Genomic DNA, 20370 nt, shown 5'->3' with positions numbered 1-20370 from the left:
TGTTCACTGCAAGTTCCGAACCGTCGCATTAAGGTTACGATTTTACTTGCCCCATCCCATGGATCGCCCGATGAACAAAACCCTGATCGTCGCCGCGTGCCTGCTGGCCTTCGCCGGCATCGCGCAGGCACAGGACGCCGGCGCGCCCGGCAACAGTGCGGCCGACAACGGCGGCTGGACCGGCTCCGGCGAGTTCGGCTTCGCTTCCGCGCATGGCAATTCGCGAACCGAGAACATCAACGCCAAGCTCGGCCTGAACCAGGAAAACGAGTACTGGAAGAACAACTTCTTCCTCAACGGCATGCGCTCGAAGGGCGAAGTGTCGGTGCGGGATGCCGCCGGCAACACGATCAACCGCTTCAGCACCACCGCCAACCGCTACGATTCGGGCGCCTCGGTCGGCTACAAGCTCGACCCTCGCAGTTACATCGTGGGCGCAGCCCGATACGAGCATGACGACTTCGGCGCCAACCTGTGGCAAGGCATCGTTTCGCTGGGTTACGGCTACATCGCGTTGAAGAACGAGCGCACCGAGCTCTCCTTCGAAATCGGCCCCGGTTACAAGCGCTATCGCCCGGCCAACTCCCTGGTGCAGATCAACGGCGTGAACACGGTCGTGCGCAGACCTACCGAGAGCGAGGCGGTCGCTCGCGGCCTGATCAACTACAAGTACCGCCTGACGGACAACACCGCCTTCGAGGACACCCTGCTGCTCGAAGCGGGTTCGAAGAACAAGTACTACCAGAACGATGCCGGCCTTTCGGTCAGCATGACCAAGAAGATGGCGCTCAAGCTCGGCTTCCAGGTGCGCTACAACTCCGACACGCAGCCGGGTACGAAGAGCACCGACACGCTGACCACCACTAATCTGGTCTACAACTTCTAGGCCCCTGCATGCCGCCTTGCCACCTCTCCCCACGGGAGAAGGGGCAAGGCGGCGCCGTCGAATTAGCCGAGCATTTCGCCCGCGCCCTGCGCCAGCAGGGCATCGGCCACCACGCGGCCGAGCGCCTCGGGCTGGTCGGCCACGCCCTGCGCTTCCGCGCGCAGCAAGCGCCCTTGGGTCGCATCGCCCACCAACCCACGCAGGTGCAGGCCGTGTTCGCCTAGCACGCACCAGGCCGCCACGGGCACCGTGCAACTGCCGCCGAGCGCGTGGTTCATGGCGCGCTCGGCGCTCACCGTCACGCGCGTGTCGGCGTCGTCCAGCGCGGCCAGCAGCGCCAGCACGGCCGGCTGGTCCGCGCGCGCCTCGATCGCGATCGCCGCCTGCCCCGGCGCCGGCAGCCAGTCCGGCGCGGCCAGCCGCTGGCGGATGCGTCCGGCCAGGCCCAGGCGTTCGAGCCCCGCGCAGGCGAGCACGATGGCGTCGTAGTCACCTGCGTCCAGCTTGGCCAGGCGCGTGTTGACGTTGCCGCGCAGGTCGAGCAGTTCCAGGTCCGGTCGCGCCGCGCGCAGCTGCGCCTGGCGGCGCAGCGAAGAGGTGCCCACGCGGGCGGCGTGCGGCAACGAGGCGAGCGTGGCGTGCCGGTTGCAGACGAAGGCATCGGCAGCATCCGCGCGCGGCAGCATCGCCGGCAGCACGAAGCCAGGTTCGAGCTCGGCCGGGACGTCCTTGAGCGAATGCACCGCCAGATCGGCGCGGCCTTCGAGCATCGCCACTTCCAGTTCCTTGAGGAACAGTCCTTTGCCGCCAATGGCGGCCAGCGGGCGATCGGCGATCTCGTCGCCGCGGGTGGTCATCGGCACCAGGTCGACGGCCAGGCCCGGATGCGTTTCGCGCAGGCGAGCGGCAACGTGTTCGGCCTGCCACAACGCGAGCGCGCTCTTGCGGGTGGCGATGCGCAGGAGGGAAACGGCCATCGGAGTTCCGTGAGAGTAGACAGCGGTGCACATTGTCGCGCAGGAGCGGCCTGGACGTGCCCGCCCGCGACGATTTTGCAGTTGGCGTCGCGTGCAGCGCTTCAGCCGCTGCGAAGCAGCTTGCGTACCGCCGGCAGGTTGCGCCGGCTCACCTCGGGGCTGAGATCGGTGCCGGCCAGGCGCGCCAGCACGCGACCGTCGGCCAGGGTCTTCAGGCCCAGCAGGCGCGGTGCGGGCACCAGGCAGTTGCGGTGCAGGCGCACCAACTGGGTCGGGTAGGCCTCCTCCAGCTGCCGCAGCGATTCCTCGATCAGCAGTTCGCCGCCGGCGTGGCGCACCACCACGTATTTTTCCTCGGCCAGCAGGCAGACCACCTCGGTGAGCGCGATTCGCACCTGCTCGCCGCGCAGGCGGCCGCGCAGGTAGCCGATCGCTTCGGCTGGCGCGGCGGCCAGGCGCACGCGGGCGCGCTGCAGCGCCTCGCGCAGGCGTTCCAGCCGCACGGGCTTGAGCAGGTAGTCGACCGCGCCCACTTCGAAGGCGGTCAGCGCATGGTTCTCGTAGGCGGTGCAGAAAACAATCTGCGGGCGCGCCTGCCCCGCCAGCCGGGCCGCCAGCGCGGCGCCGTCCAGGCCAGGCATGTTGATGTCCAAGAGCAGCAGGTCCAGCTGCGTCTGGCCGATCGCCGCCAGCGCGGCTTGGCCATCACCGACGCTGCCAGCCACGGCCACACCCTCGCATTCGCCCAGCAGCGCGGCCAGGCGCGCACGGGCGAGCGGTTCGTCGTCGACGATCAGCACGCGCATCAGCCGGACCCCGCTTGCGGCGCGTCGAGCGGCAGGCGCAGCGCCACCACGAAGCGGCCCTCGCGCGGCCCGGCCTCGACCGTGGCGCGCGTGCCGTAGCGATAGGCCACGCGTTGGCGCACGTTGGTCAGGCCGTGGCCGTGGCCGGGCGCGGTGGGTGAGGGCGGCAGCGGGTTGTCGATCTCGATGTGCAGCGTGCGCGTGTCGTGCCAGCCGCGCAGCCGTACTTCGCCCCCTTCACGCAGCGGCTGGATGCCGTGGCGCACGGCGTTCTCCACCAGCGGCTGGAGCAACAGGCGCGGCAGCGGGTAAGCGGGCGGCATGGCGTCGAGCTCGCGGCGCACGTGCAGCCGTTCGCCCAGGCGCAGCTGTTCGATCGCGAGGTAGCGCTCGATGAGCGCCAGCTCCTCGCCCAGCGTGCCTTCGTGCGTGCCGGTGGCGCCGAGCGCCGCGCGGAACAATTCGCACAGGTCCTCGATGGTGCGCTCGGCCGCCGCCGGGTCGACTCGCACCAGCGCGGCCACCGTGTTCATGCTGTTGAACAGGAAGTGCGGCCGGATGCGCGCCTGCAGCGCATCGACCTGCGCGTGTGCCACCGCCGCCAGGCGCGCCTGCCACTGCGCCAGCACATAGAAATAGCGCAGCATCGCGGCGCCGAGCAGGGCGGCGACCAGCAGGTTGTCGCGCACGAACGCCGCTGGCGGGACGCGCACCAGGTCCAGTTGCAGCGCCAGGTCCATCCAGCGCGCGCATGCGCTGGCCGCGGCCACCACCAGCATCATCACCAGCCACACACCGGCATAGGGCATCCAGCCACCCAGGCGCTGCAGCCACGGCCGCGCATAGCACAGCGCCAGCGCGATCAGCACCGACAGCCAGCTGACGAACAGCATGCCCACGCTGTAGCCGCGCCAGCCGCGTGGGTTGTCCGGCGTCAGCCACATCAGCGTGACGGTGAGCGCGCCGACCGCGAACAGCGCAGCTACCGCCGGGAGCCGGCAGAAATCCGGCAGCGGGCTGGGCGTGCGGGCTGGGGGGGGAGCGCTCATGCGCGCCAGTATGCCGTAGGGGTGGGGGCTGGCGGCTCCGTCCCTGCCCCGCGTTGGCGGGGAGGGCTCGGCATGGAGATCAGACGAGGCGGTCGCCAAGCCAGCGCCGCAGGTCGGCGATCTCCTCGGCGCACACCGAGTGTGGCATCGGATAGGTGTGCCAGTCGATCGTGTAGCCCATTTCTTCCAGCAGTCGTCGCGAATCCAGCCCCCGCTGCAGCGCTACCACCGGATCGGCCGTGCCGTGGCCCCAGAATATCGGCACGCGGGCGTTGGCCGCGCTGCGCTCGGGCGCCAGCGTGGCGGCGATCGGCAGATAGGTAGACAGCGCGACTATGCCGGCCAGCGGCTGCGCGTGACGCAGGCCGGCGGCGAGCGCGATGGCGCCGCCCTGCGAGAAGCCGGCCAGCACGATGCGCTCGCTCGGCACGCCGCGTTCGTGCTCGCGCGCGATCAGCGCCGCTACCGCTGCGATCGTGCGGCGGATACCGGCCTCGTCCTGCGGCGCGCGCGCGTCGAAGCCGACGATGTCGTACCAGGCCCGCATCGGCACGCCGCCGTTGATGCTGACCGGCTGCACCGGCGCATGCGGGAACACGAAGCGCAGCGCAGGCCAGCTCCTGTCCACCAGCTCAGGCACGATCGGCGCGAAGTCGTTGCCGTCCGCGCCCAGGCCGTGCAGCCAGAGGATGCTGTAGCCGGGAGCGGGGCCGGTTTCGCGTTCGATGGCCGGGAGGTGTGTCATGGGAGTCCAGTTGGGCAGGAGAGTGGGCAGTGTCGTCCATGCGACGTGGCGTTGCCCGCGCGAATGGTGAATGGGGTGTGGGCCCTTCGCAAGATTGGCTCCTTACCTCGATCCTCTCCCCATCTTTGAGAGGAGCCGGGGAGAGGGGGCGAAGGTGCGCTTCGCGCAGCGACGGCTTTCATAGACGCGGGTTTGCGGCATCTGTGGGCTTGGCTATGCTCGACGCTTTTGCGACCGCGGAGTGCTTGCATGCGTCGACTTTTCCTGGCGGGCCTCGTCGCCCTCACCGCCTTGCCGGCAGTAGCGGCTACGGCTGCGGCTCCGCTCGACCTGGAAACGGTAATGGCCAATCCCGACTGGATCGGGCAGGCGGTGGAGTCTTCCTACTGGAGCGTGGACGGGCGGGCGATCTACTACCGGCTCAAGCGCGACGGCAGCGAGGTGCGCGACTTGTACCGCGTCGATCCGGCCACTGGCCGCAGCGAGAAGCTCGACCCGGCGGCGGTGGCACAGGCCGACGGCCCGGCGGTTTACGACCGCGCGCATCGCTACGCCGCCTTCGTGCGCCACGGCGACGTGTTTCTGCGCAGGCTGGCCGACGGCCGCACCGTACAGGTCACGCAGACGGCCGAGGAGGAAACCTCGCCGCAGTTTTCCGCCGACGGCCACGCGCTTCAGTACCGCGCGGGCAACGACTGGTACAGCTACGACATCGCCCGCGCGGTCGGCGCGCCGGCGGCGATCCTGAAATTTGCCGACGACCCGCAGCAGGACAAGGCCGACGCGCTGGAGGACGAGCAGCTGAAGCTCTTCTCCACCCTGCGCCAGCTCAAGGCGCAGAAGGAGGCCAAGCGCGCCGACGACAAGGCGCTGGCCGAGGCCGACCCCAGTCGCGCGCCGGAGCCGTTCTGGCTCGGCGACAAGATCGTGGCGCTCGACACCGAACTATCGCCCGACGGCCGCTGGTTGCTGCTGGTCACGCGGGCGAAGGACTACGCGCCCGGCCGCCACCCCAGCGTGACCCACTACGTGACCGACTCCGGCTACGCGGAGGGGCAGGAGGCGCGCGTCTACGTGGGGCGCAACGATCCGGCGCCGCAGTCGCTGCTGCTGCTGGACCTGCGCGAGCACAAGCACTACCCGCTGCTGACCGACGGCCTGCCTGGCATCAAGGACGATCCGCTCGCGGCGATCCGTGCAAAGACCGTCGCGGCACTCGCCAAGGCCGGCAAGGACGACGAGGCCAGGGCCCTCAAGGCGCCGGAGGTGCGCGCGGTGCGCATCATCTCCAGCGCAGAGGACGGTGGCGGCGGCGGCATCGTGTGGAGCGAGGATGGCAGCCATCTGGCCATCCAGTTGCGCGCGATCGACAACAAGGACCGCTGGATCGCCAGCGTCGACTTCGCCCGCCACGCGCTCGTCAACCAGCACCGCCTGCACGACGACGCCTGGATCAACTGGAACTTCAACGATTTCGGCTGGCTCAAGGACAACCGCACGCTGTGGTACCTGTCCGAGGAGAGCGGCTACTCGCAGCTCTACACCAAGGCGCTCGACGGCAAGGCGCGCGCGCTGACCTCGGGCCGGTTCGAGGTGAGCCACCCGCGGCTCTCCGAGGACGGTCGCTGGTTCTACCTGCGCAGCAACAAGGTCGCGCCCTACAGCTACGACGTCTACCGCGTGCCCAGTGCAGGCGGCGAGCTCGCGCGCGTGACCCGCTACCAGGGCATGGACGAGTTCGCGCTCTCGCCCGACGGCGGCTGGCTGGCGGTGCTGCACTCCTCACCCTACGTGCTCGCGCAGCTGGCGGTTCAGCCGGCCGACGGCGGCACGCCGCGCCAACTGACGAACACCATGAAGAGCGCCTTCACCGCGCGCGCCTGGATCGCGCCGAAGATCGTCGAGGTGCCTTCCAGCCATGGTGCGGGGACGATCTACGCCAAGTACTACGGCCCGGCCAACGAAAGCGGCGCATCGAAGCCCGCGGTGATCTTCGTGCACGGCGCCGGCTACCTGCAGAACGTCACGCTGTCCTGGTCGAACTACTTCCGCGAGCAGATGTTCCACAACTTGCTGGTGAGCCAAGGCTATGTGGTGCTGGACATGGATTATCGCGCCTCAGAGGGCTACGGCCGCGACTGGCGCGACGCGATCTACCGCCAGATGGGCCATCCGGAGCTGGAGGACCTGCTCGACGGCAAGGCCTGGCTGGTCAAGCACCACCAGGCCGATCCCAAGCGCGTAGGCATCTATGGCGGCAGCTACGGCGGCTTCATGACCGAGATGGCGCTACTGCGCGCGCCGGGCGAGTTCGCCGCGGGCGCCGCGCTGCGGCCGGTCAGCGACTGGCGGCTGTACAACCACGAGTACACCTCCGATATTCTCAACGACCCGCAGCTGGACCCGCACGCCTACGCGATCAGCTCGCCGATCAGCTACGCCGACCAGCTGGCCGATCCGCTGCTGATCCAGCACGGCCTGATCGACGACAATGTGATGGCGGCCGATTCGATCCGCCTGTACCAGCGCTTCATCGAGCTGCACAAGAAGAACTTCTGGATCTCGCTTTATCCGATGGAGCGGCACGGCTTCGTGCATGCCGACTCCTGGTACGACGAGTACCGGCGCATCGACGAATTGTTCGAGACCTACGTGAAGCCGGCCCGGTGACCCAGTGAACCCCTCTCTCTCTCTGCGGGAGAGGGGCGGAAGGGCCGAGTCCGGCTACGCCCAGGCGGCGCTCATCGACAGCACGAAGCCGCTCACCGCGACCAGCGCGGCCACCATCCATTTGGGCAACGGCAACCGCTTCCAGTGGCAGCCCAGGTTAAGCAAGGCACGATTCCGCCGGGGGCTGCGATCAGGAACAGCAGCAGGCCCCCACAGGCGGAGGCGGGCATCCGTTCGAAGTAGCGCCCGGCCATTGCCGGAGGCGCGCCGGAACTTCGCCGAAGGTGTTGACGCTGTGGGCGATGCGCAGCACGCGTCGGTCGCTGGGCAGGCCCAGCTGCGGCGCGCGCCGCGCCACCCGTCCATCAGCACCCTCAGCGCGATCCTGCTGCTCGTGGAGTGTTATCGAGCAGCGTCCAGTCGGCGGCGCGCAGCATCAGCGCGCATCAGATCGTTGGCACCTGCAGCGCCTCGAACATGTCCCAGCCGCGCAGCGCGCGGGCATGCGCACGGTATGCGGCTCGCCCGGCGGCATCCAGCCCACCCGCTGTGGCGAAAGGGCCCAGGCGCCCTCGCGCGTGCGAATGCCGACCATGCCGGACTCGATATAGAAGAAGTGGCGCGCACGTGCTGGTGCCAGTCGCTCCCTTCGTCGTGTGGCCTATGTTCGACCGAGCTGTCCACTCGGAAGGCTTCGAGGTGTGCGAACGTGCGCCGGCGGCGCTGCTGCGCGACGAACTGGCCACGCGCCATGAGTTGCCGGTGAGGCTTGAAGCGGAGTGCCGTCGCTCAGGCCGGCGGCGTCTGCGTCTGCAGTTCGGCGGCGATGCGCGCGAAGCTTGCCTGGGTGGCGGCGTCCTGCGGTACGAAGAAGAACGCGGTGGCGCCGTCGGCGTGCCCGTCGCGCAGCGGCAGGCGCACCGAGTGGGCGCGCACGTCACCGAAATCCGGATGGAAGAAATGCGCTGTCCAGGCGCTCAGCGGCGCCACCCGCTGGCGCTGCCAGAGTTCGACGAATTCCGGGCTGGCGCGACCCAAGGCGTCGATCAGCTGCTCGAAACGCGGATCGTGCGGATGCGCCGCGTGGTTCACCCGGAAGATGCCCAGCAGGTTGAGCATGCCCGGTTCGAAGCAGGGCGCGTAAAGGCGCCGGCGCGCCGGCTTCATGAAGGCGTTCCACAGGTGGTTGTGCGCCAGTGGTCCGTGGAACTGGCCGAAGTCGTAGAGGCGCTGGGCCATGCGGTTCCAGGCCAGCACGTCGAACACCGGATCGATGACGAAGGCCGGCGCCCGGTACAGCTCTAGCATGCCCTGCATTGCCGGCGGCAGCACCGGCTGCGCGGTCGGCGGCTCCGCGCGCGGCACGCCGGCGAGGGCGAACAGATAGGCCTCGTCGGTGGCGTCCAGCGCCAGTGCGCGGGCGATGCGCGTCAGTGCCGCAGCCGAAACGTTGATCGCGCGGCCCTGCTCCAGCCACGTGTACCAGGTGACGCCCACTTCGGCCAGGGTGGCGACCTCTTCGCGCCGCAGGCCCGGCGTGAGCCGGCGCAGGCCGCGCGGCAGCCCGGCTGCCTCGGGTGTCAACGCAGCGCGCCGGGCGCGCAGGAAAGCCTTCAGCTCGGAACGCTGCCGGGAAAGTTCCATGGACGATTCCAGCGGGATGGATCTCGGGCCGGTGAAACCCTGGGTGGTTGGGGAGCCTGAGGGAGGCTTGGGTGAAGCTCGGGGTGGTAGCGAGAGTACCAGCAGTAGGAACTGCCTTCCGCCGAGGCTGCAGCGGACGTACGTTGGAAGTTCCCCCGGACCAGACCGCGCGCAATGCGCGGGTTTTTTGCCGGCACCGCCAAGCCGGCGCGTCACGCCGCGGCCTCGCCGGGCGTCCTCGCCTATCCACACAAGGACCAGGAGTATGCCGATGCCATCGCTATCTGTTCCCGCTCGCGCGCCGGACACTGACGCGCTCACCGATTTCGTGGTGCACGCACAGTTGATGCTCGACCCGGCCACCCCCGAAGCGCTGCGGCGCGAGGCCGAGCCGCGCCTGCTGGCACAGCTGCCGACCCTGCGCGCGCTGGGCGTGTTCGAGCTGTTCGCCGTCCGCCATCCGGCGCTGGCCGCACTGGTGCGCGACGAGCTGGCCGCGCAGCACGCCGGCTGATTGTTTGCAGAGGCAATGGCATCCTGCGAGATATTTGCCTTGACAAATATACTTGCGGCAATAGAATGCGCGGCATGGACACCGACTCCCTTGCCTTCGCGGCTCCCCAGGAAAGCCTGGGCGTATTGCTTGGCCTGGTGCGCTCGGAGATCGTGCGCGCCATGGAGGCGGAGCTCGCTGCGCTGGGCGTGGATCTGCGTTTCACCCAGTTCCTGATACTCAAGCGGCTGGCCCGGCTGGGCCCGATGACGGCGTCCGAATTGGCCCGGTCGGTGGAGCTCGATGGCGGTGCGATGACCCGCCAGCTCGACCAGCTCGAACGCAAGGGCTACCTGCGCCGCTGCCCGCACGAACAGGACCGCCGCGCGCTTCGCATCGAGCTGACCGATACGGGCAACGCTCTTTGGCAGCAGTTGACCGACTGCAACGAGCGCGTGCTGGATGCGGCGCAACGCTCGCTCAGCGAAACCGAGCGCAAGCGCCTGCACGACTACCTGTCGCGCGTACTGCACGCGTTGCGCGACAAAGACTGACCCTCACCCGGAATCCCCAAGCCATGCGTCTGCAACTCCTTGCGGCGGCCACCGCACTGACTCTCGTCCTGGCCGGCTGCGCCAGCAGCGGCGGGCTGCATCCGGACGGCACGCTGCTCGATCCGTCCGCGCTTACGGCCCAGCGCAGCCTGGGCGGCAAGGCGCTCAGCCCGGCGGCATGGCCCGCGCAGGCCTGGTGGAGCGGCCTGGGCGATCCGCAACTGGATGCGCTGATCGACGAGGCGCTGGCCGGCAACCCCGGCCTGGCCGCAGCCGACGCGCGCGCGCGCGGGGCGCAGGCCGCCGCCGGCGCCGCCGACGCCGCGCGCAAGCCGGAGCTGGGCCTGGGCGCCAGCGTCGCCGGCGCCAAGCCGCCGGCAGGCCTGTTCGGCGACAAGGCGCATTTCTCCTTGGCCAAGTTCGGCTACCTCAGCTTCAACTGGGGACTGGACCTCTGGGGCGGCCAGCGCGCCGCGTGGGAAGCCGCAGTCGGCCAGGCCCGCGCGACCGAGGTCGAGGCGCGCGCCGCGCGCGTCGAGCTGTCAGGCAACGTGGCCCGAGCCTATGCGCAACTGGCCTACGCCTATACCCAGCAGGACCTGGCGCAAGCCGAACTGGAGCGCGCCGGCAAGGCGCGCGAACTGACCGCCCAGCGCGTTGCCGCCGGGCTGGACAGCCGGCTGCAGCTCAAGCAGGGCGACGCCGAAGTGGCCAGCGCGCAGCAGCAGCTCGCGCTGGCGCAGCGCGCGATCGATGCCGCGCGCTCGGCGCTGTCGGTGCTGCTGGGCAAGGGCCCCGACCGCGGCCTGGACATCGCCCGGCCGCGCCCGCTCGCACCCGAAACGCTGGCGGTGCCGGCCAACCTGCCGATCGACCTGCTTGGCCACCGCGCCGACCTGGTCGCCGCGCGCTGGCGCGTGGAGGCGGCCGCCCACGACATCGCCGCCGCCAAGACCGAGTTCCTGCCCAACGTGAAGCTCGGCGCGATGGCCGGCCTGCTCAGCATGGGCGGCAACAACCTGTTCCGGGCTTCCTCGCTGTTCTACCAGGTCGGCCCTTCGCTGAGCCTGCCGATCTTCGACGGCGGCCGCCTGCGCGCCAACCTCGCCGGCAAGGACGCGCAATACGACCTGGCGGTGGCGCAGTACAACCAGGCCCTGGTCGGCGCGCTCAACGAAGTGTCCGACGACTACTCGGCGCAGCAGTCGCTGACTGTCCAGATCCAGGCGCAGCAGCGCGCGCTCGATGCCGCCGGCGACGCCTGGCGCCTGGCCGAGCAGCGCTACCGCGCCGGCGTCGGCAGCTATCTGGAGACGCTCAGCGTGCGTCAGCAACTGCTCGCCGCCGAGCAGCGCATGGCCGCGCTCAAGGCGCAGCAGGTCGATCTCTCCGTGCAGCTGATCCAGGCCCTCGGTGGCGGCTACCGCCCGCAGGCCGCGACCCAGACCGCTTCCGACTCTTCCACCCCCGCTCATTCCTGAAGGCTCTTCCATGTCCAGCCAGCCTGCTTCCCAACCGAACGGCGCCGCCGCGCCTGACCAAAACCGGCCGGCCGCAAAGAACAAGCGCGGCTTCCTGCTGCGCGCGCTCGGCGTGGTGGTGCTGCTCGCCCTGATCGGCTGGGGCCTTTGGTACTACTTCGACGGCCGCTGGTACGAAGGCACCGACGATGCCTACGTCAACGGCAACATCGTGCAGATCACGCCGCAGCTCCCAGGCACCGTGGTGTCGATCGGCGCCGACGACGGCGACCGCGTGAAGGCCGGTCAGGTGCTGATCAAGCTCGACCCGAGCAACACCGAGGTGGCGCTGGCCGAGGCCAAGGCCAACCTCGCCAGCACCGTACGCAAGGTGCGCGGCCTGTACAGCACGGTGAGCGGCGCGCAGGCCGACGTGACCGCGCGCAAGGTGGCGGTAGACAAGGCTCGTGCCGACTTCAACCGCCGTCGCGACCTGGCCAAGTCCGGCGCGATCTCCGCCGAGGAACTGGCGCACGCCCGCGACGAGCTGACCGCCGCCGAAAGCGCGCTGACTGCCGCCACCCAGCAGTACCAGACCAGCAAGGTGCTGGTGGACGATACCGTGGTCGCCTCGCACCCGGACGTCCAGACGGCCGCGGCGAAGCTTCGCGCCGCCTACCTGGACGAGCTGCGCACCACGATCGTCGCTCCCGTCGATGGTTACGTGGCCAAGCGTGCGGTGCAACTTGGCCAGCGCGTGGCGCCGGGCACGCCGCTGATGGCGGTGGTGCCCCTGCACGAGGTCTGGCTGGACGCCAACTTCAAGGAAACCCAGCTCACCCACATGCGCATCGGCCAGCCGGTGGACATCCACGCCGACGTCTACGGCGGCGACGTGACCTACAAGGGCACGGTGCAGAGCCTGGGCGTGGGCACCGGCAGCGCCTTCTCGCTGCTGCCGGCGCAGAACGCCACCGGCAACTGGATCAAGATCGTGCAGCGCGTGCCGGTGCGGGTGGTGTTCACCGACCCGCAGCAGCTGGACAAGCACCCGCTGCGCATCGGGCTGTCCACCGACGTCACGGTCAGCCTGCACGACCAGCGGGGGCCGATGCTGGCCCTCCAGCCGCCGACCAAGCCGGCCTTCAGCACGCAGGTCTACCAGAAGCAGCTCGAGCAGGCCGACAGCCTGATCAACCAGATCATCCATACCAACATGGGCCGCTGAACGCCCGGCGAGGGCTCCCCGAGGAGGCGCGCGCCTGAGGCCCACGGCCGCGCCCCTGCCCCGCTCCGCACCGCTCGCCGCCCGCCCGCCCTCGTCGCCAGGCTCCGTCCGATGACCACACAGTTCCGTCCACCCAGCATGGCGATCACCACGATCGGCCTGTCGCTGGCCACCTTCATGCAGGTGCTGGACACCACCATCGCCAATGTGTCGCTGCCGACCATCGCCGGCAACCTCGGCGTGAGCGTGAACCAGAGTACCTGGGTGATCACCTCGTTCGCGGTCAGCATGGCGATCTCGCTGCCGCTGACCGGCTTCCTCACCCGCCGCTTCGGCGAGGTGAAGCTGTTCATCTGGTCGACCCTGCTGTTCGCGCTGACCTCGTTCCTGTGCGGCGTATCGCAGAGCATGGGAATGCTGATCCTGTTCCGGGCGATCCAGGGCGCGGTGGCCGGACCGATGTATCCGATCACGCAGAGCCTGCTGATCTCGATCTACCCCCCTGCCAAGCGCGGCATGGCGCTGGCGCTGCTGGCGATGGTCACGGTGGTGGCGCCAATCGCCGGGCCGATCCTGGGCGGCTGGATCACCGACAACTATTCCTGGCCGTGGATCTTCTTCATCAACGTGCCGATCGGCATCTTCGCGAGCTTCGTAGTGGCAAACCAGATGCGCGCGCGGGTGGACAAGACCGAACGTCCCAAGATCGACTACGTCGGGCTGATCACGCTGATCATCGGCGTCGGCGCGTTGCAGGTGGTACTGGACAAGGGCAACGACGAGGACTGGTTCAATTCCACCTTCATCATCGTCACCAGCATCGTCTCGGCGATCAGCATCGCGATCTTCCTGATCTGGGAACTGACCGACAAAGACCCGATCGTCGATCTCAGGCTGTTCCGGCACCGCAACTTCACTTACGGCACGGTCGCGCTGATCCTGGCCTACGCCGCGTTCTTCGCGATGAGCCTGCTGATGCCGCTGTGGCTGCAGCGCAACCTCGGCTACACCTCGACCTGGGCAGGCTTTGCCACGGCGCCGCTCGGCGTGCTTCCGGTGATGCTGACCTTCTTCGTGGGCAAGTTCGCGCCGAAGTTCGATCTGCGCGCGGTGGCATCGATCGCCTTCATCGTGCTGGGCATGACCTGCTTCATGCGCTCGGACTTCTACATCGGCATCGACTTCTACCACGTGGCGCTGGTGCAGCTGATCCAGGGCCTGGGCGTGGCGCTGTTCTTCATGCCTATTCTCACCATCCTGCTGTCGGACCTGCAGCAGAACGAGATCGCTTCCGGCTCGGGCCTGGCCACCTTCCTGCGCACGCTGGGCGGCAGCTTCTCCGCCTCGCTCACCACGCTGATGTGGGAGCGCCGTGCGGTGACCCACCACGAGCAGCTGGTGGAGCACATCACGGCCTACGACCCGGTCACCCGCGCGACCATGGAGTCGATGGGCGACCCGCAGACCGCCGCGGCGACGATCAACCAGATGGCGACCCAGCAGGGCTTCCAGATCTCCTTCAACGAGGTCTTCCACGTGCTGGGCTGGGTCTTCTGCAGCCTGGTGCTGGTGATCTGGCTGACGCGGCCGCCGTTCATCGCCAAGGCCGGCCCGGCAGCCGGCGGCGGGCATTGAGAAAGCGAAGGCGCCATTTGGCGCCTTCGTTGCGTTCAGAGGTCGAAACCTAGGCCGACCAGGGCCATGGTCTCGCCACGGTTGGGCTTGTGCAGGCTGCCGTTGGAGATGTGGCGGATCTGGAAGCTCAGGTGCTCGCCCTGCCAGCCCAGCGAGCTGACGAACTGGTAGTGCGTCGACAAGGCCTGCGTGGTCCGGTTGGCGCCGGCGAGCTGGAAGCTGAAGAACAGCGGGCGGTACCAAGCATCGGCGTCGCCGTAATGGAAACGCGCGCCCGCGGCGACCAGCGCCACCGCGTGGTCGGTGCCGTAGGCAGCGTTTCGGTAGCGGCGCACGTCGCGGCTATCGATCCAGCCGGCCGACAGGTCCGGGGACCAGTCGAGCCGGCCGTTGGCGCCGATCGTGTGCGGCGCGAAGGTCGCTTCGACGAAGGCGGTGTTGGCGCCGTAGCTGTCCATATAGCTGCGGCCGCCCTGCAGTTCCAGATGGGCGGCGGTGGCGGGCAGTGCGACTCCGGCCGACAGGAGCGCCAGCGTGCCGCAGAGCAGATGGGAGGGAGCGGGGAGCATGGGAGACCTTGTCTTGGGGGAGGGGAAGGTTCGTGTACTCCATAGTTTAATATATCTGGTGGCCGCGGCGAACGGGCACCGCCCATGGTCACGAACGCTTTGTCGCGTGGATGAAAAAGCGCACCGATAGCGGGCTCGACGCATTGCCGGGCCGCACTGCTTGGGCGCGGACGAAAGGCTGCGCGACCAAGCGCCCGCCGATAGCGCTTGACCATAGGTTTCATCCGGGTAAATTAGACGTTCCTCTTCTCCCTGCCCGCCATGCAAGCCCACCGCGCTGCCACCTGCACCGCCTTCGCCGGTGACCGCCTGCTCGCCTCCGGTCCGTGCGCGGAGGTCGCGCTGGCCCTCAAGCGCGCGCAGGAGGCGGGCGTGGGGCACTTGCTGGCCTTCGACGATGGCAGCGGCCGTACGATCGAATTCGACCTGCGCGGCAGCGAAGCGGAGATTCTTGCGCGCCTGCAGCCGCAACCGCCCGCGCCGCGCGGTCCCGGTCGCCCCCGGCTGGGCGTCACCGCGCGCGAAGTGACCCTGCTGCCGCGCCATTGGGACTGGCTGACGGCGCAGCCGGGCGGCGCCTCGGCCGTGCTGCGGCGGCTCGTCGAGCACGCCATCCGCGAAGGCGGCGCGGCACAGCGTGCACGCGAGTCGGCCGAGGCGGTCGACCGCTTCATGCTCGCGATGACCGGCGACCTGCCCGGCCACGAGGAGGCCAGCCGAGCGTTCTGGCGCGGCGAGCGCCTGCGCTTCGGCCAGTTGATCGAGCGCTGGCCTGCCGACGTGCGCGAACACCTGGGCCGCCTGGCAGCCATCGCCTGGGACGAGGCCGGTACCGCCAAGCCCGGGCGCGGCGCCGCCGTCTGAAGCAAGCCGGCGCTCGTCGCCGATATCCCCATCCAGGAAGAAACCAATGGAAAACCAAGGCCGTGCTTCGGTGCTCGCCCATCGCGACTTCCGCCTGCTGTTCGGCGGCAGCTCGATCTCGGCGCTGGGCGATCAGTTCACCCTGGTCGCGCTGCCGTGGCAGGTGCTGCGGCTGACCGGCAGCGCGGCCGCGCTCGGCCTGGTGCTGGCGGCGATGGCGCTGCCGCGGGCGATCTTCATGCTGATCGGCGGCGCGATGGTCGACCGGCTCTCCGCGCGGCGCATCCTGCTGCTGGCGCGCGGCGCCAATGCTCTGCTGGTGGCGACGCTGGCCGGCCTGGTGCTGGGTGGCGCGGTCGCCATGCCGGCGGTCTACGCGATCGCCCTGGGGATCGGCATGGCCACCGCGTTCGCCTATCCGGCTGGCTCGGCGCTGCTGCCCCAGCTGGTGCCGCCATCTCAGCTGGCCTCCGCCAATGCCCTGTTCATGGGCGCGCGCCAGTTGAGCCTGTTCATCGGCCCCGCAATGGCCGGCCTGGTCATCGGCATCCATGCGGGCCACGGCACCGCCGAGGCACGCGGGCTGGGCATGGCGTTCGCCATCGATGGGGCGAGCTTCGTCTTTTCGCTCGCGTCGCTGTGGCTGATCCGCACTGCAACCGATCGCCAGCCGCACGCTACGGGCCGCGGCGTGCTGGGCGACGTGGCGGCGGGCGTGCGCCAGATCTGGGCCGACCTGCCGCTGCGCGCGTTCATGCTTTATGCGGCGGTGGTCACGGCGTTCGTCGGCGGACCGATCCAAGTCGGCCTGCCCGTGCTGGCCAACAGCCGCATGGATCTGGGGGCCGCATCGCTGGGCGTCCTGATGACCGCCAACGGCGGCGGCATGCTGGTGGGAGGGTTTCTGTCGCGGGTCGTCGCGCGCAGGGCGGCCGGACGCCTGGGCATGCTGGTGCTGTGCATGGACACGATGGCCGGCTTCGCACTGGCTGCGCTGGCGCTGGTGCACAGCACCGCCTACGGCGCGCTGTTGCTCGCCGGGGTGGGCGTGCTGGCGGGCATCGCGCAGATCGCGATCGTCACATGGATCCAGCAGCGCGTGCCGCCGGCCATGATGGGTCGCACCATGAGCCTGCTGATGTTCACCTTCATGGGCATCGGCCCGGTATCCGCCGCGGTGGCCGGCAGCCTGCTCAAGCTGATTTCGCTCGGCGCGCTGTTCGTCGGCGCCGGCCTGGCGCTGAGCGCCATCGCGCTGGGCTGCCTGGCCAGCCCGGCCCTGCGCGGCATCGGCACGGCGCGCCCGGACGGCGCGCCAGCCTGAAGTCCGGCAGCGTCAGCTAGCCGTCTGCTGCTTGCCCAACGCCTTGAGCCGCCGTTTCTCCTCGCGGCGCTGCCGGCGAGCGGCCTTGCGGATCCTGCGGTCGTAGCCCCACAGGTAGATCGCCGGCGTGCTGAGCAGGGTCAAGAGCTGCGACACCAGCAGACCGCCGACGATGGCTATTCCAAGCGGCTGGCGCATCTCCGAGCCGATGCCGAAGCCGATCGCCAGCGGCAGCGCCGCGCCCATCGCCACCAGTGTGGTCATGGTGATCGGGCGGAAGCGCACCAGCGCGGCCTCGCGGATGGCGTCGGGCGGCGACTGGTTGCGTTCGCGCTGGCCGACCAGCGCGAAGTCGACCATCAGGATCGCGTTCTTCTTGACGATGCCGATGAGCATCAGGATCGCGATGATCGCCATCAGCGAGAGCTGGGTCTGCGTCACCAGCATGGCCAGGAAAGCGCCCATGCCGGCGGCGGGCAGCGTCGAGAGGATGGTCAGCGGATGGCCCAGGCTTTCGTAGAGGATGCCCAGGACGATGTACATCGCCACGATCGAGGCCAGCAGCAGAATCATGCCGTTGGACTTGGCCTGCTGCAGCCGCTGGTTGGCGCCGGTGAAATCCACCCGCATGCCGTCGGGCAGGTGCGCCGCGAAGGCGGCCTGCTCGACCAGCTTGACGCCGGTCTGCTGGTCCACGCCCTCGGCCAGGTTGTAGGTGACGGTGGCCGCCTGCAGCTGGTTGTGGTGGCGGATGCGCATCGGCGCGATGTTGGGTTCGATGCGCGCCAGCGCCGAGAGCGGGATCATCTGGCCGGTGCTGCTGCGCACGTGCACGTTGAGCAGCGATTCGGGGCTGATCGTCTCGGCGCCGGCAGAGGTCAGCACCACGCGGTACTGGTTGATGTCCGAGTAGATCACCGAGACCTGGTTCTGCCCGAAGGAGTTGTACAGCGCCGAATCGACCGCGCCCAGGCTCACGTGCAGCCGCGCGGCGTTCTCGCGGTCGACCTTCAGCATCTGCTGCTTGCCGGTCTGGTCGAAGTCGCTGCCGACATCGCGGAACTCCTTCTTCTCGCGCAGCTGGCGCACCATCTTCAAGGTCCACGGCTGCAGGTCGTCGCCGTTGTCGCTGATGAGCTGGAACTCGTACTGGCCGCCGCGGTCGCCGCTGCCGCCGCCGCTGAGGAACTGCGCCACGCTCAGCTCGACACGCACGCCAGGCAGCTTGTCCAGCTGCTTGGACAGCCGCTCGACCACCTTCTTGGAACCCACGTCGCGCTCGCCCGGCCCGTCGCCGCGCGGCTTGAGGTCCATGAACATCTGCGCGCCGTTGCCGACCGCTCCGCCGTCGCCGCCGCCTTGGCCGCCGAGCATGGTGAGCATGTCGGCCACCGCCGGATCGGCCTGGATGATCTGCGCCACCTGCTGCACCCGCGCGGTGAGCAGAACCGGCGAGACGTTCGCGTCGGCGGTGAGCTGCGCCTGCAGCTGGCCGGTGTCCTCGTCCGGCATGAAGGTGCCGCCGGCGGTCTTGCCCACCGCGATGCCCAGCACCACGGTCAGCACCAGCAGGATCAGCGGCTGCCAGCGCATCAGCCGGCGGTGGCGCATGGACCAGTCCAGCGCGCGCTCGTAGCGGTGCAGCAGGGCGCGATCGAAGCGCTCCACCGCGCGCTCGATGCGCCCGGGTGGCGGCGGGTTGGCCCGCTCGGGCTTGAGCAGGCGCCCGCACAGCGCCGGCGTGAGCGTGAGCGACACGACGGCCGAGATCACCACCGCCGCGGTCAGCGTCACCGAGAACTCGCGCAGCAGCATGACCAGCATGTTGTTGCCGAACAGGAGCGGCGCGAACACGGCCACCAGCGACAGCGTGATCGACACCACCGTGAAGCCGATCTCGCGCACGCCGGTCAGCGCCGCCTGCAGCGGCGGCATGCCGTGCTCCATGTGGCGCACGATGTTCTCGATCACCACGATCGCGTCGTCGACCACGAAGCCGATGCACAGCACCAGCGCCACCAGCGACAAGGTGTTCAAGGTGTAGCCCAGCGCCCACATCGCCACGAAGGCGCCGGCCAGCGACAGCGGCACGCTCAGTGTCGCGATCAGCGTGGGGCGGAGGCGGCGCAGGAACACCAGCATCACCAGCACCACCATAACGATCGAGATCAACAGCGCCACCTCGACCTCGTGCAGCGCCGACTTGGTGGTCTGGGTGAGGTCGAACACCGCGCTCATCTGCACGTTGGCCGGCAGCACTGCGCGCAGCTGCGGCAGCTTGGCGCGGATCGCCTCCACGGTGGCCACCGCATTGGCTTCCGGCCGCTTGGTGATCTGCATGCCGACGGCACGCGCATTGCCCTGGGGCGTGCTGAACCAGGCGGCCTGGTACTTGTCCTGCTGGCCGCCGTAGACCCTGGCCACGTCCGACAGGCGCACCGGCACGCCCTTCTTCGTGGCGATCAGCAGGCGGGCAAACTCCTCCGGTGTCTGCAGGCCGTCGGTGGCGGTCACCGTCATCTGTGTGCGGCCGTCGCTGAGCGTGCCCTGCGGTGAGGTGACATTGGCGGCGCGCAGCGCGTTGGCTACGTCGTTGGCGGTCAGGCCCTTGGCCGCCAGCGCGTCGTTGTCCAGCTCGATGCGCACTGCGTGCGGCGTGCCCCCGAACACCTGAACCTGGGCGACGCCGGGAATCTGCGCCACCGCCGGCTTGAGCAGCGTGTCGGTGAGGTCGAACAGCTGGTCCTGCGGCAAGCCCGAGGAGGTCAGCGTGATGAACAGGATCGGGATCTGCGAGGTGTCGAACTTGAAATACTGCGGCGGGCTGGGCATGCCCGAGGGCAGGTCGGGTGCGGCCGCGTTGATCGCCGCCTGCACGTCGCGTGCGGCGCTGTCGGCGGTGCGGTCGAAGGTGAAGCGCACCATCACCGAGGCCGAGCCTTCGCTGGCGTTGCCGTACATTTCGTCGATGCCCGGGATGCGCCCCAGGTGTCGCTCCAGCGGCGCCAGGATGGTGCTGGCCATGGTCTGCGCGCTGGCGCCCGGCTGGCTGGCGACTACGTACACGCCCGGGAAATCCAGCGAAGGCAGCGCGGCCACGCCCAACAGCAGGTAGGCCCAGAAGCCGGCCAGGGTCAGGCCGAGCGCCAGCAGCGAGGTGCCGATCGGGCGGCGGATCAGGGGGGCGAAGATGTTCACGGGGTGTCCGTACCGCGGGGAAGTCGCGCGGCCGTGGCCGCGCCGGGGGCGCCAGCGTAGCGCACGGCCGGCGCCGTGTTCGTGGGCCAGAGGATGGGCAGGTTCATGCGCGACGTTATGCCGTGCGCGTCCCGGCTGCCGGATGTGCCTGAAGTCCGGCCCCTGCCGAAAGGCAGGGCCGTGGCATGTCTCCGGCACGGCTCCCGTGCGCCTGTTCGGTGGAAGGCTCGATCAGGAGGACCCGGCCTATAGATCCTCCCCGCTTGCG

Annotated in this window: 16 protein-coding genes; 9 read left to right on the top strand and 7 right to left on the bottom strand. The window is 69.3% G+C overall.

The window, feature by feature from the left end; translation table 11 throughout:
- The first annotated feature begins 70 nt into the window (after positions 1-70).
- Positions 71-886: a DUF481 domain-containing protein gene (locus VGU65_RS05310; protein WP_327473560.1), complete on the top strand. Its 816-nt coding sequence runs from the start codon at positions 71-73 to the stop codon at positions 884-886.
- A gap of 62 nt (positions 887-948) precedes the next feature.
- Here the strand turns inward: VGU65_RS05310 and hemC are convergent, their stop codons facing one another.
- From hemC to VGU65_RS05290, 4 genes are all read right to left on the bottom strand, one after another.
- Positions 949-1863: a hydroxymethylbilane synthase gene (gene hemC / locus VGU65_RS05305; protein WP_327473559.1), complete on the bottom strand. Its 915-nt coding sequence runs from the start codon at positions 1861-1863 to the stop codon at positions 949-951.
- A 101-nt stretch (positions 1864-1964) separates the two neighbouring features.
- On the bottom strand, positions 1965-2669 hold the full coding sequence (locus VGU65_RS05300; protein WP_327473557.1) for a LytR/AlgR family response regulator transcription factor: 705 nt from the start codon (positions 2667-2669) through the stop codon (positions 1965-1967).
- Complete coding sequence (locus VGU65_RS05295; protein ID WP_327473554.1) at positions 2669-3718, bottom strand: sensor histidine kinase; 1050 nt, start codon at positions 3716-3718, stop codon at positions 2669-2671. Before VGU65_RS05295 ends, VGU65_RS05300 begins: the two co-directional genes overlap by 1 nt.
- A gap of 79 nt (positions 3719-3797) precedes the next feature.
- Positions 3798-4463: an alpha/beta hydrolase gene (locus VGU65_RS05290; protein WP_327473552.1), complete on the bottom strand. Its 666-nt coding sequence runs from the start codon at positions 4461-4463 to the stop codon at positions 3798-3800.
- Positions 4464-4712: 249 nt separating this feature from the next.
- On the opposite strand from VGU65_RS05290, the gene VGU65_RS05285 reads away from it, so the two are divergent.
- Positions 4713-7133: a S9 family peptidase gene (locus VGU65_RS05285; protein WP_327473550.1), complete on the top strand. Its 2421-nt coding sequence runs from the start codon at positions 4713-4715 to the stop codon at positions 7131-7133.
- Positions 7134-7922: 789 nt separating this feature from the next.
- Here the strand turns inward: VGU65_RS05285 and VGU65_RS05280 are convergent.
- Positions 7923-8777 carry a helix-turn-helix transcriptional regulator gene (locus VGU65_RS05280; protein ID WP_327473548.1) on the bottom strand — a complete coding sequence of 285 codons (855 nt, stop codon included), beginning with the start codon at positions 8775-8777 and terminating at the stop codon, positions 7923-7925.
- Between the two features lie 271 nt (positions 8778-9048).
- Between VGU65_RS05280 and VGU65_RS05275 the strand changes: the two genes are divergently transcribed.
- The 5 genes from VGU65_RS05275 to VGU65_RS05255 all read left to right on the top strand — a co-directional run bounded on the left by VGU65_RS05275 (position 9049) and on the right by VGU65_RS05255 (position 14147).
- Positions 9049-9291 carry a hypothetical protein gene (locus VGU65_RS05275; RefSeq protein ID WP_327473546.1) on the top strand — a complete coding sequence of 81 codons (243 nt, stop codon included), beginning with the start codon at positions 9049-9051 and terminating at the stop codon, positions 9289-9291.
- 74 nt (positions 9292-9365) lie between these two features.
- Positions 9366-9824, top strand: coding sequence for a MarR family winged helix-turn-helix transcriptional regulator (locus VGU65_RS05270; RefSeq protein ID WP_327473544.1), 459 nt, complete (start codon positions 9366-9368; stop codon positions 9822-9824).
- Between the two features lie 23 nt (positions 9825-9847).
- The gene (locus VGU65_RS05265; RefSeq protein WP_327473542.1) at positions 9848-11305 is read left to right on the top strand and encodes an efflux transporter outer membrane subunit; all 1458 of its coding nucleotides are present in this window, start codon (positions 9848-9850) and stop codon (positions 11303-11305) included.
- A gap of 10 nt (positions 11306-11315) precedes the next feature.
- Positions 11316-12512: an HlyD family secretion protein gene (locus VGU65_RS05260; protein WP_327473540.1), complete on the top strand. Its 1197-nt coding sequence runs from the start codon at positions 11316-11318 to the stop codon at positions 12510-12512.
- A 111-nt stretch (positions 12513-12623) separates the two neighbouring features.
- Complete coding sequence (locus tag VGU65_RS05255) at positions 12624-14147, top strand: DHA2 family efflux MFS transporter permease subunit (RefSeq protein ID WP_327473539.1); 1524 nt, start codon at positions 12624-12626, stop codon at positions 14145-14147.
- A gap of 35 nt (positions 14148-14182) precedes the next feature.
- On the opposite strand, the gene VGU65_RS05250 is transcribed toward VGU65_RS05255, so the two are convergent.
- Positions 14183-14716 carry an acyloxyacyl hydrolase gene (locus tag VGU65_RS05250; protein ID WP_327473537.1) on the bottom strand — a complete coding sequence of 178 codons (534 nt, stop codon included), beginning with the start codon at positions 14714-14716 and terminating at the stop codon, positions 14183-14185.
- A gap of 261 nt (positions 14717-14977) precedes the next feature.
- Between VGU65_RS05250 and VGU65_RS05245 the strand changes: the two genes are divergently transcribed.
- Positions 14978-15580, top strand: a complete 603-nt coding sequence (locus tag VGU65_RS05245; protein WP_327473535.1) for a DUF2239 family protein — start codon at positions 14978-14980, stop codon at positions 15578-15580.
- Between the two features lie 46 nt (positions 15581-15626).
- On the top strand, positions 15627-16904 hold the full coding sequence (locus VGU65_RS05240) for an MFS transporter (RefSeq protein WP_327473533.1): 1278 nt from the start codon (positions 15627-15629) through the stop codon (positions 16902-16904).
- 12 nt (positions 16905-16916) lie between these two features.
- On the opposite strand, the gene VGU65_RS05235 is transcribed toward VGU65_RS05240, so the two are convergent.
- Complete coding sequence (locus VGU65_RS05235; RefSeq protein WP_327473531.1) at positions 16917-20102, bottom strand: efflux RND transporter permease subunit; 3186 nt, start codon at positions 20100-20102, stop codon at positions 16917-16919.
- Positions 20103-20370 lie beyond the last annotated feature (268 nt).

Source organism: Frateuria sp., from assembly GCF_035943815.1.
GTDB lineage: Bacteria > Pseudomonadota > Gammaproteobacteria > Xanthomonadales > Rhodanobacteraceae > Frateuria_A.
Note: the sequence above shows the minus strand (reverse complement) of the source record. Positions and strands in the feature narration are given on the sequence as shown.

What these genes read in the sequence shown, in the direction of transcription:
- VGU65_RS05310 (WP_327473560.1), top strand. Translation starts at nt 71, where the DNA reads ATGAACAAAACCCTGATCGTCGCCGCGTGCCTGCTGGCCTTCGCCGGC.
- hemC (WP_327473559.1), bottom strand. Translation starts at nt 1,863, where the DNA reads ATGGCCGTTTCCCTCCTGCGCATCGCCACCCGCAAGAGCGCGCTCGCG.
- VGU65_RS05300 (WP_327473557.1), bottom strand. Translation starts at nt 2,669, where the DNA reads ATGCGCGTGCTGATCGTCGACGACGAACCGCTCGCCCGTGCGCGCCTG.
- VGU65_RS05295 (WP_327473554.1), bottom strand. Translation starts at nt 3,718, where the DNA reads ATGAGCGCTCCCCCCCCAGCCCGCACGCCCAGCCCGCTGCCGGATTTC.
- VGU65_RS05290 (WP_327473552.1), bottom strand. Translation starts at nt 4,463, where the DNA reads ATGACACACCTCCCGGCCATCGAACGCGAAACCGGCCCCGCTCCCGGC.
- VGU65_RS05285 (WP_327473550.1), top strand. Translation starts at nt 4,713, where the DNA reads ATGCGTCGACTTTTCCTGGCGGGCCTCGTCGCCCTCACCGCCTTGCCG.
- VGU65_RS05280 (WP_327473548.1), bottom strand. Translation starts at nt 8,777, where the DNA reads ATGGAACTTTCCCGGCAGCGTTCCGAGCTGAAGGCTTTCCTGCGCGCC.
- VGU65_RS05275 (WP_327473546.1), top strand. Translation starts at nt 9,049, where the DNA reads ATGCCATCGCTATCTGTTCCCGCTCGCGCGCCGGACACTGACGCGCTC.
- VGU65_RS05270 (WP_327473544.1), top strand. Translation starts at nt 9,366, where the DNA reads ATGGACACCGACTCCCTTGCCTTCGCGGCTCCCCAGGAAAGCCTGGGC.
- VGU65_RS05265 (WP_327473542.1), top strand. Translation starts at nt 9,848, where the DNA reads ATGCGTCTGCAACTCCTTGCGGCGGCCACCGCACTGACTCTCGTCCTG.
- VGU65_RS05260 (WP_327473540.1), top strand. Translation starts at nt 11,316, where the DNA reads ATGTCCAGCCAGCCTGCTTCCCAACCGAACGGCGCCGCCGCGCCTGAC.
- VGU65_RS05255 (WP_327473539.1), top strand. Translation starts at nt 12,624, where the DNA reads ATGACCACACAGTTCCGTCCACCCAGCATGGCGATCACCACGATCGGC.
- VGU65_RS05250 (WP_327473537.1), bottom strand. Translation starts at nt 14,716, where the DNA reads ATGCTCCCCGCTCCCTCCCATCTGCTCTGCGGCACGCTGGCGCTCCTG.
- VGU65_RS05245 (WP_327473535.1), top strand. Translation starts at nt 14,978, where the DNA reads ATGCAAGCCCACCGCGCTGCCACCTGCACCGCCTTCGCCGGTGACCGC.
- VGU65_RS05240 (WP_327473533.1), top strand. Translation starts at nt 15,627, where the DNA reads ATGGAAAACCAAGGCCGTGCTTCGGTGCTCGCCCATCGCGACTTCCGC.